This is a genomic window from Streptomyces sp. NPDC047886 (assembly GCF_043204435.1).
Lineage (GTDB): Bacteria > Actinomycetota > Actinomycetes > Streptomycetales > Streptomycetaceae > Streptomyces.
This window is the reverse complement of the sequence record NZ_JBIDCF010000011.1, coordinates 1-13,499: the sequence shown is the minus strand read 5'-3', so window position 1 is coordinate 13,499 and position 13,499 is coordinate 1. Positions and strand designations below refer to the sequence as shown.

General features: G+C 72.0%; 10 protein-coding genes. 1 reads left to right on the top strand and 9 read right to left on the bottom strand.

The genetic code is table 11. The features are described 5' to 3' along the window. Positions 1-420: 420 nt before the first annotated feature. The 9 genes from ACGF5U_RS27780 to tap form a co-directional block, all read right to left on the bottom strand. Entirely contained in the window at positions 421-711 is a 291-nt protein-coding gene (locus ACGF5U_RS27780; RefSeq protein ID WP_392716332.1) for a hypothetical protein, read from the bottom strand. Further along, positions 711-2,780, bottom strand: coding sequence for a Helicase associated domain protein (locus tag ACGF5U_RS27775; protein ID WP_392716330.1), 2,070 nt, complete (start codon positions 2,778-2,780; stop codon positions 711-713). Before ACGF5U_RS27775 ends, ACGF5U_RS27780 begins: the two co-directional genes overlap by 1 nt. Before the next feature lie 234 nt (positions 2,781-3,014). After that, positions 3,015-3,689, bottom strand: coding sequence for a hypothetical protein (locus tag ACGF5U_RS27770; RefSeq protein ID WP_392716328.1), 675 nt, complete (start codon positions 3,687-3,689; stop codon positions 3,015-3,017). A gap of 7 nt (positions 3,690-3,696) precedes the next feature. Next, positions 3,697-4,680 carry a TniB family NTP-binding protein gene (locus ACGF5U_RS27765; RefSeq protein ID WP_392716621.1) on the bottom strand — a complete coding sequence of 328 codons (984 nt, stop codon included), beginning with the start codon at positions 4,678-4,680 and terminating at the stop codon, positions 3,697-3,699. Positions 4,681-4,742: 62 nt separating this feature from the next. Further along, positions 4,743-6,857 (bottom strand): Mu transposase C-terminal domain-containing protein, encoded by a 2,115-nt coding sequence (locus ACGF5U_RS27760; protein WP_392716326.1) that lies wholly within the window; start codon positions 6,855-6,857, stop codon positions 4,743-4,745. A 23-nt stretch (positions 6,858-6,880) separates the two neighbouring features. Then, complete coding sequence (locus ACGF5U_RS27755; RefSeq protein ID WP_392716324.1) at positions 6,881-7,723, bottom strand: TnsA-like heteromeric transposase endonuclease subunit; 843 nt, start codon at positions 7,721-7,723, stop codon at positions 6,881-6,883. 112 nt (positions 7,724-7,835) lie between these two features. Next, positions 7,836-9,215, bottom strand: a complete 1,380-nt coding sequence (locus ACGF5U_RS27750) for a DNA-binding protein (protein WP_392716322.1) — start codon at positions 9,213-9,215, stop codon at positions 7,836-7,838. A 71-nt stretch (positions 9,216-9,286) separates the two neighbouring features. After that, positions 9,287-9,844 carry a telomere-protecting terminal protein Tpg gene (tpg, locus tag ACGF5U_RS27745; RefSeq protein ID WP_392716320.1) on the bottom strand — a complete coding sequence of 186 codons (558 nt, stop codon included), beginning with the start codon at positions 9,842-9,844 and terminating at the stop codon, positions 9,287-9,289. Between the two features lie 13 nt (positions 9,845-9,857). Next, positions 9,858-12,080 carry a telomere-associated protein Tap gene (tap, locus tag ACGF5U_RS27740; RefSeq protein ID WP_392716318.1) on the bottom strand — a complete coding sequence of 741 codons (2,223 nt, stop codon included), beginning with the start codon at positions 12,078-12,080 and terminating at the stop codon, positions 9,858-9,860. A gap of 189 nt (positions 12,081-12,269) precedes the next feature. On the opposite strand from tap, the gene ACGF5U_RS27735 reads away from it, so the two are divergent. Then, positions 12,270-13,439, top strand: coding sequence for a DEAD/DEAH box helicase family protein (locus ACGF5U_RS27735; protein WP_392716316.1), 1,170 nt, complete (start codon positions 12,270-12,272; stop codon positions 13,437-13,439). Positions 13,440-13,499: the final 60 nt, after the last annotated feature.

The window sequence follows — 13,499 nt, the reverse complement described above, 5'->3', positions numbered from 1 at the left end:
GGCGGACACCTGTGGTGGTGTCGTCCGCGTGGGGGTGGCGCGCGCCTCGCGGTCGGCGGTCCTGCTACGGCTCTGTGGAGAGCGTCCCTGTGGAGCTTCGGCCCGGCCCAGGGTGGGCGTGTTCAGCGTAGCGGCGATCGGCGCGGGTGTTGCCCCGGGTGTCTGGCGGCTGGTCATCAGTACTGCCTCCGACGTGAGTTCGACATGGCGGGCGGGACAGTGACAGGGCGCAGGTGCTTGCGTCTCGTCCTGGCGGGCACGGCTCTTTCACCCCGTAGGGCCGGAAGCTGGGACCCGGACAGCAGCGGCCGGAGAAAGATCCCGGGGCACGACGAAGGCCCGGACACCTGGTCCGGGCCTTGCGCTGTCGAAGGGGGTCTAGTGGGTCGACTGCCTATAAGGGAGTCGGCGACCTTCCGTCTACTCGTGGTCTCCCCGGGTGCGGTTGGCGACCCAGTCCGGATCGCGTACGGGCGTCGGTGTTCGGGTCTCGGTGGCGGGGGTGCGCATGATGCGCCAGCTGGTGCGCGGCGCGGTGACGGCGTGGGCCAGGACGACGACGGCCTGGCGGGCGGTGCCGCCCCGGACCCACGCCCCGGTGAAGCGGACCTGATCGGCCGCCCAGTCGCCCAGCCGCTGCCACGGGCGCAGCCGCCCGAGCAGGTAGCCGGCGGCGAGCGCGGCGGCCGCGGTGACGACGACGCCCACCATCAGGACCACCGCATCCCGATCGCGGACAGCAGCTCCATCCGTTCCGGCGTCAGGGTCGCGGCCCGGCTGCGCTGATTCCCGATCCAGGCACCGAGCTTGTGTTCCCGCTCCTCCTGGCCCTCGCCGCCGACGACCCGCTCAACGTGCTTCCTGGGGACCTGGAGGTGCCCCTCGCGCTCGTAGAACTGCTTGGCGGCCTCGTAGTTCATCGCCCACTTGTCGGCCTGCGTACGGCGCTTGGGCTTCTCGTCCTCGCTGGCGGGTGTGATCCCGAGGACCTGCTCGCACATCCACTGCTGCACGGTGGTGAGCTGGTCCCAGCCGAGCCGCACGGACTGCACCCACCGTCCGAGGTCCTCGCCCTGGCGCACGACGTCGCCCGTCTCGGTGGGCAGCGCCTCACCGGCGTCCAGGTGTATCCGGACCAGGTGGAAGCACCGCTGCCACGTCACCGGCCAGCTCGGGCACCAGGACGCGTCGATCTCCTCCAGCTGCTCACGCCGCATCTCCGACAGCGCCCCCGCCGACGACTGAACCGGCAACCCCTCAGCACGCCGCTGCTCGATCTCGGCAGCCTTCCGGGCGGCGGCCCGCGCGTTCTTTAGGAAGATGCCCACCCGGTACCCCTGGAACGTGGCGTCCAGCGGGGCCAGGAGGTGCCCGTGTTCGGCCGCCCACCCGCGCGCGGCAGACAGGCCCTCCTCCCACGCGACGTCGAAGTGCGACCAGATCATGCCGAGCTTCTCCAGCTGCGCGACGCGGTCCTCGTCCATGTCGCCACGGGCGTAGAACCGGCGCGCGTCGGCGGTCCACTGCCCCAGCGGGAACCCGGCGAGCGAGGCCGGCCACACCGCGCCTCCCTCCTCCTGCTCCTGGTCGTCGACGGCGGGCACCCGGAACGTGAACGGCACCTTCAGGTCGCCGTGCTCGCGGGCGTAGATGACGGCGGCCTCCACGCCGCGCCGCCAGTGCTCGTGCTCGGGGTTGAGGACGCGCAGGTTGATGAACGCGGCGAGGGCGGCCGGGTCGCGGGGCGTGGAGAACTTCAGCAGGGCCTTGGCGGGGGCGCTGACGCCTCCGGAGCCCTCGCCGCTCCCGCCCGTGCTCTTCCCGCTGTCGTCCTTGCTGACGGGCTTGTAGCGGCTCGGGGCCTGCTGCTCCGCGAGGCTCTCCACGATCCTGGCGTCGTGCGCCCGCAGCGCCTCCAGCAGCTTGGCCAGCCCGCCGAAGGCCCGGGAGGTGAGCATGTTGTCCGCCGTCTCCCCGGGTCCGAGCAGCACCGGCACCACGAGCGAGGCGACCTTGCCCTCGCCGGGCTGCATCCGCAGCGCCCGGCCCACGGCCTGGACGAGGTCGGGCATCGAGCCGCGTACGTCCGCCCAGTACACGGAGTCGCAGTTCTTGGTGTCGACGCCCTCGCCCAGCACCTTCACCGAGCTGAGGTAGCACTTCTCCACGACGGTGCCGTCCGTGGCGATCCCGGCCGCGAACTCGCCCAGGAGGCGGCGGCGGTGGAGCGGCTTGTGGTCTCCGCACAGCCAGTCCGCCCAGATCGTCTTCGGGTACAGCTCGGGGTCGCTGGCGTGCAGCTGCGCGGCGACGTCGGGAAGGCCGGCCGCGAACGCTTCGGCCTCGCGGATCTGGTGGTGGAAGACGAGCGTGCGCCGGAAGTTCTCCTCCGCCGACGCCTTCACCAGGGCGGTCTGCAGGGCAGCGAGCCGCGCCCCGCGGACTTCTGCCGAGCGGCTTTCGGCGCCCAGGAGCTGCGCGGTATGGAGCGCGGTGTCGGTGACGTCCACGCAGACGACCTGGTAGGGGGCACAGATTCCCCGGTCGATGGCCTCCGAGAGCGTCAACGTGAACGCCCTGCTGCCGAAGGGGCCCTCGGGGTCGTCTTCCATGCTCGCGACCAGCTCACCGGGTGCGCCGGCCTCGTCCTCGTCCCCGAGCTGCCACAGCCGGGGCGTGGCCGTCATGTACAGACGGCGCAGGGACGGGATCTTCTGGTTGTCGTGCACGACCGCCCACGGCTTCCCGATCCGGCCCGAAACCCGGTGGGCTTCGTCCACGACGATCAGGTCCCAGGCCGCGAGGCCCCCGGCGTGCGCACGCTCCAGCGTGCTGTGATTCCGGGGTTCGTAGTTGGTGTGGTGAGGGTGGCTTGAGCTGGGGTGTTGTGGATTCCTTGATAACGGTCCCGGTGCTTGCGGGACGCTGGAGGCGATGCTGATGGGGCATCTGGCCTGCGGTTGTTCTGAGTTTGGTGATAACAGCAGAGTGCTGTTGGTGATGGTGTCCGGCATCTAAAGAGCTGGTGCGGGTTTGTGCTGGTCAGCGGCTTGCTGGCCGGTCGGTGCTGCTGGTTGAGGGCTGAAGCCGGTCCAGTACAGGGCGGTGTCGATGTCGCGTGCGGTCCAGCCGTCGGCGCGTGTTCCGCCGTATTGGAGGAGGTCGTCGAGGAGCTGGAGGTAGCGGCCATAGCGTCCCGGCGCGGGGGTGAGGGTGAGGCCGAGGGTGTCAAGGGTGTGTTGGACGCGGCGGTCGTAAACGGCCATCCGGGTGGGTGCGGCTGCGGTCAGGACGGCGGAGGCGAGGGCGTCGCCGGTGCGCAGGCCGGGCAGTTCGGCGATGATGCCGCGTGCGGTGCGGGCGGCCTCGCTTCGCGAGACGGTGGTGTTGCGGACGGCGGTGACGGCCCGCTTGGTGACGGCTCGCACGTGGGTTTCGGGCAGGGACATGAGGGCTGTCACCCAGCGGGTCTGTGCGGAGAGCCGTTTCCAGACGACGAGGGCTGCGATGTCCGTCTTGCCGAGGCTGCCGGCGTGCTCGGTTCGCTGCGCGACCTCGTGGAGGACGTCGTCGTAGTGGGGTGAGACATCGGCCAGGTAGCTGGCGCGGGCGGGGATCAGGGTGTCCCAGGCCTGCCGGCAGAGGGCAGCGTGCTCGTCGCCGCCCTGCGTCTCGGCGGTCTTTCGCATGTCCGCATCATGCCGTTCTGGCGGGTTGGCGGCTGCGAGGGCGGCTTGCTTCTTCGGCGAGGTGGTCGAGCTGGATGGCGGCGAGCGTCTTTTTGGTGATGCGTTCGGTGCCGTCGCAGATGGCGGTGATGGCTGCCTGGCGAATGAGGCGGGCGAGGCTGCCGATGCGGCCGGCGGTGCGCTGGTGGAGGTAGGAGGCGTGACGGGGGAGCGTGCCGGGTGTGTGCTGAGTCAGGTCGAGGGCGGCTTCCATGTCGGTGACCAGGTCGGTGAAGGGCCGGCGGGTGCCGTGGCGGGCGGGGAGAGGACCGCAGGTGATGAGGCTGGCGCGGCCGGCGAGCTGGGCACCGCGGACTCCGGCGAACAGAGGTGTGTCGGCGACATCGATGCCGCTGTAGACGAAGGTCGCCTTGATGCGTTCGGTGAGGTCTTTGAGGAGGTCGGCGGCTTCGGCGCCGGTGGTCGTACGCGGGTTGAGGCGGTGGATTTCGTCGATGAGGACGAGGCGGACGCCAGCGGCGGTGTAGGTGTGGCAGACGGCGCTGGTGATCTGGGCCTGGGTCATGCGGGTGGTGACGGGGATGCCGAGGTAGCGGGCGAATTCGGTGGCGAGGGTTTTGGCGGTGGCGCCGGGCGGCACCAGCAGGTACGCGACCGGCACCTGCTGGTGGGTGCGTCCGGGCGGTGCCGGGTTCTTGCGGGTGTGGGCGAGGTGGCAGGTGCGCCCGACTTCGAGGAGGGCGGTGGTTTTCCCGGCCGCGGCGGGGCCGGTGACGATCAGCGAGGGGCGGGCGGTGGTCTGCTGGTGGCGGCCGAGCAGCATCAGGGTCCGGACCTGGGTGGCGAGGGTGTCGATGGCGGGGGTGCGGACGGTGACGAACGCGGAGTGGTAGGCGAGACGCTCTTCCGTGCTGCGGGGCACGTCACCGGGCCGGGGCGGGGTGAGGGGCGGGGCAGTGGCGAAGTGCTGCCAGCCCTGCCAGGTGGTGATCGGCCAGTCCGGCTGTGCTGTGTTCGGGTCGACGGCGGCGTGCTGGTTGCGTGCGGGGCTGGTCACCAGTTGAGGGCTTCCTGGGCGGGGTCGTAGAGGCCGAGTCCGGTGTACGGGACAGGGGCGCTGGCGTTGTCGCCGAGGTCGTATTCGTCCTCGCCGTCGGCCTGCTCTGCGTCGTCGGGCAGGTCGCCGAGGGCGTCGAGGCTGTCGTCGTCCCAGCCGCCGGCCTGCGGGTCCGAATCGCGGGGAGGGCGGGTGCCGGCCGTGGTGGGGGGTGTCTTCAGCGGTGCGGCGCGGGTGATCAGGCGCTGCTCGCCGGGGGTGGCGGTGCCGGTGTGGGCGCGGCGCATGAGTTGGTCGAGGGCGTCGGCGAGGTCGGCTTCGTGGGTGTCGCGGTCGTCGTGGCGGGCGGTGATGGTCTTGATGTGCTGCCAGGTGGCGCTGTTGAACGGGGCGTGGATGTGGTCGCGGTGGATCCACGGGATTTCTGTCAGGTGTCCGTCGGGCAGGCGGATCCAGACCTGGCGGGCGTCGTGGGGGTTGGTGTGGATCTCCCATTTGCCGCCGCGGGAGGTGACGGGGGAGGCCTGGCCGCGGTAGGGGGCCAGGACGTCCGCGTCGTAGGTGCGATGGTCGATGCGGATGCCGCGTTCGGTGATGGCCTGCCAGCGCACCGGCAGCAGTTCGAGGTAGTCGCTGCCGCTCAAGGGGAGGGTTACGTGGCCGGCCACCGCGATGAGGGCGGTCCACATCTGGTTCGGGGTGAGCGCCTTCCTGGGCAGGGTGGGGTGGCGCAGGCCCTCGTGGGGGCGGTGGTGGTAGTGGACGAGCCATTCATCGAGCAGGTCCTGCAGTTGGGCGACGCTGAAACAGGCCTCGGTTTCGGCGTCCGGCCCGCGGCGGGTGACGTCCGAGCCGGTGTAGCCGGGCAGATGCTGGCACAGCAGCGCGTTGATGGTGCCGAAGGTGCGCTCCACGATGCCTTTGGCGGCGGGGGCATGGGGCGGAGTGGGCTGGACGCTGATGCCGAGGGTTTCGCAGGCGGCGGTGAACGCCGCGGACAGGTAGACCTTGCCCCGGTCCACGACGATCGTCTCGGGTACCACCACCGGCCGGGCTGCCGCGCCCTCGAGCCGTTCGTCCAGGGTCAGCAGCCGCTGGAACTGGGGGAGTTGGGCGTGGGCCAGGCGCAGGGCGTCAGGCCAGGTGGGGCGGGCCGGGTGGGGGACGGCCATCTCCGCCAGCAGCAGGGCCGCGTCCACGGCCTTGGTGCCGGCCGGGCGCAGGACGGCGGCGAGGATGGCGCGGGTGGCGACGTCCACGGCGATCGTGAGTTCAGGGCGGCCGGTGGTGCCGTCGTCGAAGACGGCCAGGACGTCCAGGCGGGTGGTGTCGACCTGGACCTGCTCGCCCGGGCGCAGCGCCACGGTCGGAGTGAAAGCCCGCCCGCCGGTGGGGGAGGGCAGCGTGCGGGCGGGGCGGTGGGGGTGTTCGGCGGGGCTGGCGAGCTGGTGGACGAGCCGGTAGAAGGTGGCCTGGGACGGTACGGGCACCGTGCCGCGCCCGTACCGGTCGTCCAGGATCTGCGTGACCAGGGGCTTCAGGCCCTTGATGGTGCCCTTGGAACGGCCGCGCTGGCGACGCAGGGCCTCCTCGATCGCGGTGACGACGCGTTCGTCGGTGCGCCCCGTGGGGCTGGCGCGGCGGGTGGTGCGGTGATCGACCAGGCCCCACAGGCCCTGTTTGCGGTAGGCCAGGCGCATGCGCTGCACTGTCGTGCGTGAGACCTGTCCGAACCCGATCGCGGTCAGCTCCGCGGCCTTGGCCTCCTCACGCTGGGCGAGCGTGAACCGGCCGGGGTCGTACTCCGCCCGCGGCACCCCGCCGGTGCCGGGCTCGCCGGGCATGCCGGACTCCACCTCGCGGATGTGCCGCTGCCAGGCCAGCGCTTTTCGGCGCGCGCTCTCGGGCGCGGTCTCGAACAGCCCCCACCGGGTCACGGCCTGGGGCATCTCGGCCCCTACGAGGGCGAAGGACGGGTCGGCGAACAGATGCCCGGCCATGACCGTCTCGTCTGCTCCCGTCTCACCGGTCAGGTGGATCTGCTGCCCTGCCAGAGCGATGACCTGCCAGGTGCTCTCTCGGAAGCGGACATGCGCTCCGACCTGCAGCACCGGGCGCCTGCCACGCCGCGCGCTCACTGCCTGCCCTCGCTGTCCGGGCCACCGGTGCTGTCGCGGCGGTCGTCCGCACCGCCGGTCCCGGGGCTGACGAGAACATGTGCGTTGAGCGGGACATCCACAGGCGCAGTGAGGTATCCGTGCCACAGGGCGTGGAAGACAGCGGGGAGGACTTCGATCGGGTCGCCGACCGCTTCGGTGCCCTCGATCAGCGGCCGGGGCCGCGCAAACGCCTCGCTCACGGCGGCCGCGAGGCCGGGCCGGCCCTGGTTGCGGGGGTGACGGTAGCCGGCCAGCCACTTCAGGTTCGCCGCCTCCACCTTCTGAAGCGGCTCAAGACGCCGGTAGCGGAACCCGGCCTGCGCGCACGCCGCCTCGAGGACCGGCACAGCCCGCCGGGCCCGTTCACCGCCAGCCTCCGGGCGGCTGGGACAGTCGGCCAGCAAGGCCGTGCCATCGCTGTAGCGGGCGAAGAGCTGCGGCACCCACGAATACACCTTGCCGCGCCCGTCCCGCCACAACAGCCGGACCGGCCGCCCAGCCAGGCCGACCACCTCAGGGTCACGGTCCAGCACCATCAACTGCGCCCGCATCGCGGCCGATCCGCAGACCACATGCCGACCGGTCGTGGCCGACCACCACAGGCCTGGCCCCCACCGCTGCCCCGGCACCACCGGGAACGCCGACACCGGCTCCAGCTCCTCGAACGCCACCGCGAGGGCCGCATCTGCCCACCGCTGCTGCACCACCTGCCCGAGAGGATCGACGAAGACCGCCTCCCACCCGGATCCGGCATCCGCCCATGTCTGCCGTGACCGGCCGCTCGCTGCGGCCGCTGCGCCCTTGCCACTCACATGCATCATCCAAGCCCGTCCCGCCTGGTGACGGGCAGTCTTTACAGATTCTGATCACACCGTGCCCGGCGATGTACAACCTCCTGTCGGCACGCCCCGCGACCGCGGCGGCCCGCGCTCACCCCTTATCCCCGGGACGCCCGTTGCGGTCGTTCGCGAGCGCCTTAGCCAGGACATCGGCAGGCAGCCGGGCCCACTGCGCCAGATCCTCCAGTGCCACCCCGGCCTGCAGTGCCCCCGCCGCGGTCTCCCGCACGGCCTGGTCGATCAGCGTGGCGGCATGGCCGAGGCTGCCCAGCAACTGCCGCGCGGCATCAACGGTCTTGCCCTGCTGGGCGCCGCGCAGCTGGGTCAGCTGCTCTTGCGCGCCGTTGACCAGACCGGTGATCAGCGCACGCTGCTCGGCCGGTACCGCCGCGCGCCAGGTGGTGCCCGAGCCGGGCGATGTGCGCTCCCTGCCCAGCACACGCAGCTGGGCGGCCATGGTCGCGGGCTGGTGCTCCTGCCGGACCCACCACGGGTTGTTGTCGTACCCGGGCGGTCCGCCTTCGCCGCGCCGCCGACGGATGACAGCGCCCATCCAGGCGATCAGCGGCCCACCGTAGTCCACCGCCGACAGCGGCCCCAGCCACGCGCGTCCAACCCGCTCGCCCAGCCGGCGGCAGAACGCCCCGTCGGCGGGCAGCGGCCGCGGCCGCCGGGCACCGCTGTCCGCCCAGGCCAGCTCAGCCATGGCCGGGTCCAGCAGCGCGTCCGCCACGGCCACCACCTCCGGGAAGACGACCGCGTCCCGGCCCACAATCCGCCACCGCTCAAGATCCGTCCCCGCGTTGCCGCCCGCCACCTGGTGCAGGCGCTGCGGCCAGATCTCCTCACGCTCCCAGTGCAGGGCCTCCTCCCACCACCGGGCCACGACCGCGTGCGCCAGGGCGAAAACCTGACCGGCCTCCGCTCCGGCCCGCCCCGCACGGCGCGCCACCCCGGTCCACCGCCGCTGCGCGGCCGCCACCTCCGGTACACCACGCAGATCGAGGTGTTCCAGCGGCTGGTCGGCGTCTGCGTCCAGCAGCCACCGCCCGTGCCGGACACACACCCGCTCCCAGCGCGGCACATACCGCACCGCCCGCACCGTCTGCCCGGTGCGCCGCGCGGTGCACGAGCGGCAGGCGAACGCCGCTTCGCCCGCCACCGAGCCCGCCGCCCGCCACCGGGCCTGCGCGAGGGCGGCCTCCCGGCCGGTGCTGATCTTGGGGTCGTCCATGGTGAAAGCGGGCAGAGCACGCGCCAGCACCGCCGGTTCGACCCCGCACAGTTCGGCGAGCACAGCCCGCCCGGCTTCGTTGAGCACGATCTCCGCGTCGGCCCGCACGCCGCCGCCGTCGTTGCGGGCGGGGGAGTTGCGGCACGTCCACAGCCGCAGCACACCGGCAGCCGGCAGGCCGTAGCGGTCCGCGGCCCGGCTGATCAGCGACGAGGTCAGCTCCCCGGCAAGCGGCACGGTCCGTAACGCTCCTGCTGTCACAGCTCTCCCCGATGCCCTTTCTGCTTCCGGATCCAGCGCCCTGACCGCTACAGCCGGAACTCGAGGTCGAGGACGTCGGTGAGTTTCACTTCGAGGCCGTGGGCGCGGCGGCCGTTGTCGCGGAAGTACACCTCGCCCAGGGCCTCGGCCGCGACCTGACGCAGCTCGTCCTCGTCGACCCCGGCCTCCTGGGCTTCCAGCAGACGGGCGGCGTGACGGGGCGGCAGGGCGAGGGTGAGGTGACGCACGCGGGCCTGGTCGGTGGTGCCGGGGGCGGCTTTGTATCCGAACCGGGCGTGGACATCGATCATGATGCCGTTGGTGGTGGCCGCGGCCTTCTTGGCCCTGGCCCGGATCTGCGGCTGCCAGCGCGTGCGCACTTCACGTTCGAGGCGGCCGGCGAGCCGCGGCCTAGGCTTTTTGATCTGGTTCTTCACGTACCGTTCGACGGTGCGCTGGCTGAGGCCGAGCAGCTCGGCGACGGGCTTCGTCCGTCCGCCGTGCTGCTTGACGAGGTAGCGCATCTGCGCTCCGGCGGACTTGGGTGCAGGGCGCGTGAACGCGCCCTGCACCGCCTTGTCGAGTTCTTCTGCGACCGTGACCATCGCCGTAACTCTCCTACTCTCCAGTGTCCTTGGCGGTGACCTCGCCGGTCTTGATGTAGCGGGCGAGGTTGGCGACACGGCCGTCGGCGCCGAGCTGCTCGAGCACGTCCGCCCCCCACAGCACGCTCTGCGTGCCCTCGTGCTTGACCATCCCCGGCGAGACGCCGAGCCGGAACGAGCCCGCCACGGTCTTGCCGTCGGCGCCGTACGGCAGCACGTCCAGGGGACTGGGCCCGTCGGCGGCGTACACCGCGCAGTCGGACAGGACCGCGACCGGATACCGCCCCGTGGCCGCAGCCAGGGCGAGCATCTTGCGGTGCATGTTGACCCGGGCCCGGGAGATGACGGTGGCGCGGATGTCGGGCCGCCAGGTCGGCCGGGCCAGGGCGGGCCAGGCCTGCCCCGGCTTCCAGCCGCCGCCGCGCGCCTTCTCCTGCAGCTTGCCGATGCCGCCCTTGACGGTCATCTTGACCGCGTCCACCACGATCCCCAGCTCCGGATCACGCTGCTTGTAGCCGTCCATCGCGGTCAGGAACTCGGCCGGGGACAGCTTCTCGCCCACGCCGAGGTCGGCCATGGTGGCGACGTAGGCATCGCGCAGCCGCTTGTACCAGCCGTCCAGGAACCGGCCGCTCTCGGTGCGCACCCAGGCCTCGACGGGCGTGACGTCGTAGCCGAGCTCGACGGCGTACGCCACGGTGGGCGTGGCATACCAGGCCGGACCGGTCGGGCGCTGGCCGCTCGGCGTGAACGGGCTGGGCAGCAGGCCACCGTCGAGGTCGCGCCACTGCTTGCCGACCTTCACCCGGGACAGGTCGACGTGGGAGAGGTCGACCAGCCAGGAACCGGGCACCGCTGGGTCGAAGACCGGATCGGTGACGTGCTCGGGCGGCGATGACAGCCCGACGACCGCACCGTTGGCGGCTGCACCGAAGGCCAGGTTCACATCCAGGCCGACCAGGTGCCCCTGCATGCACTCGGCGTCGGTGAGGTCCCGCGCCCAGTCGTAGGCCTCCTCGAACAGCCGCTCGCCGGGGCCGCGCACGTGGAAGCGGGGCAGATGGGCCAGGACGGGGTGTCCGTCGATCGCCTCGCACGGCGCCGGGTCTACCGGCTGCGTGCCCAGTGACCCGGGCCGGTGCTCGCGGTGCCGCCTGCCGTCGGCGTCCGGCTCGCTCGCGCGGGTCGGCGGGTTGAGCGCGGTCATCAGCTGCAGCCCCGTCACGGCCGTTGAGCCGACCGGCGTCATCACCCGGGCCGCATACACGCCCAGCACCCGGGCGAGCTCAGGCGGCGGCAACTGGGCGGCGTGGCCCCAGGCGCGGTCGTCCAGGGCACGCCAGGAGGGGATGCACAGCTGTACGCACTGCCTGCGGCTGCCCTGGGCGGGACGGTAGATCCGCGCCCACGGCCCCAGCCCGCGCTTGGTGAGCTGCCAGTCGGCGCGCTCAAGCTGCTTGATGACCTTGTGTCCTTCCGGCAGCCGCCCGGCAAGCTGCTCGGCCTCGGACAAGGCGGCGGGCAGGCCGTAGCGTTCGCACGCCGCCTCGGTGAGCACCAGCAGCGGGTCGCCGTCCTTGCCCGAGCCGTGCAGCCTCTCCGACCCCAGCCGTGCCTCGGTGAGCGTCCACTCCACCAGTGCGGGAAGCGACTTGGCGGGCACGTCCAGGATCAGGCCGCCGACGCCGTAGCCGGTCACCCGCCTGTCGGTGTCGGCGTCGAGGACGAGCAGCGGGCCGTGTGCGTACGCGCCGCCGGGCGCGGGGGTGCTCGCCGGGGTCTTTTTCTTCGCAGCGGGGCGGCGCGAGGCGCGCGGCGCCCGTTCGGTACGCGGCAGCGACACGGCGGCCGGTGGGCCGACGGCAGCCGGGGGAGTGGCTGGGGACTCCTCGGTCTCAGCCGTGGCAGCGGTTTCCGGCGCCCCGGGCGCGGGCGAAGCCTCCACGGCGGGCGCTGCAGCGGTGGATGCCTGCGGCACCGCGGTGCCTTCCTGCGGGGCGGGGTAGAGCTGCGCGAGCTGCTTGAGCAGGCGCGCGTACGCCTCCCGCTCCGGCGGCCGCGGCTCGGTCCGGCCCGCCTCCCAGCCGCCGACGGTCGCCCGCCGCACCCCCAGGGCGGCGGCCACCTCGTCCAGGGTGAGCGCGTGAGCCTGCCGCAGCCACCTGCGCTCAGCCGGCGGCGGCAGCGGGGAGCGGGACGCGACCAGCGCGTCGACCGCGTCGAACAGCTCGGACATGGGACACCTCCGCTCCCACCCTACCCCATTAACCGTACATATCGCGTACGCATTACGTACATAGGGCGTACGAATGCCGTGCGGGGGTGGTAGGGTGCTCGCCGGGTGGCCTGTGCCGGCGGGCTCGCCATCGCCTTTCCGGCCCGTCCGCCGCCTGTCTGCCCTCCGCTTCGTATCGAGGAACGCCCGATGACTGTGATCGCTCCCGTGCACGGCAGGCCCTCCCGTGCGGTGCTCCTTGCCGATCAGGCCGAGGCCGTCTCCCGCCTGGCGCGGCATCTACGACGTACGGGCACGCGCGGGCTCTATGTGTCAGCCACGGGAACCGGCAAGACGCTGGTGTCGATCCGCACGGCGGACGAACTCGGTGCGCGGCTGGTCCTGTTCGTGGTGCCCACCTTGGACCTGGCGGCGCAGACCGCCCTGGCCTGGCGCCGGGACGGCCACCTGGAGCACATGGTGATCGTCTCCTCCCTGGACACAGCGGGCCGCGACGACCTGGTGGCCGCCCGCGTCGGCTCGACCAGCGACCCGCATGCGCTGGGCGCGCTGATGTCGGTGGTGGGAGAGGGCCACGACCAGATCCCCGCCCTGACGGTGATCTGCACCTACGACTCCCTGGACAAGATCGAACAGACCCAGAGCAGCGGGTACGCGGTGCCGCCGTTCGACCTGGCGGTCATGGACGAGGCGCACCGGATCGCGGGCCGTGCCGACAAGAAGTGGGCGATCGTCAACGATGCGCAGAGGATCCGCGCGGACCGCCGCCTCTACATGACCGCCACCCCCCGCATCTTCGCCGCCCCCGAGCTGGCCGAGTCCGCCGACACCACCCGCCCGCGCCGTAGGCAATCCACGTCAGCGGATGCGCAGGCGTTTGCCAACTCCATGGACAACGAGGCCGTCTACGGCAAGAAGGTCTTCGATTACCCGCTCGCACAGGCAGTGGCCGACGGCCGCGCTGCCGATTACCGCATCGTGGTGCCCACCCTCACCGACACCGACCTGCGCCGCCGCCTGAACCGGCCCGCCCCCGGCACCGCGGTCCCGCCCGGCACCGCTGCCGAGGAGGAGAAGGACGACGGTGCGCTGCGCACCACCGCCCTGCACCTCGCCGTCCTGCGCGCCATGACCGAACACGGCCTGAAGAAGGTGCTGGTCTACTTCAACCTCGTCTCCGACGCACGCCGCTTTGCCCGCGAACTCCCGCACACCCTGCGCCTGCTGGCCCGCACCGACCCCAGCCTCGTCCCGGACATCACCCCGGAGCTGTTCTTCGCCCACGGCGAGCACACCCCCGCCCAGCGCGCCGACACCTTCGCGGTGGCTTCGATCACTTCTTGCGACAGCGTTTGTTAACGAGTTTTGACGGCATCGTCCGGTCGGGGGCTTCGCGGATCGTCACGAGTTTTGACGGCA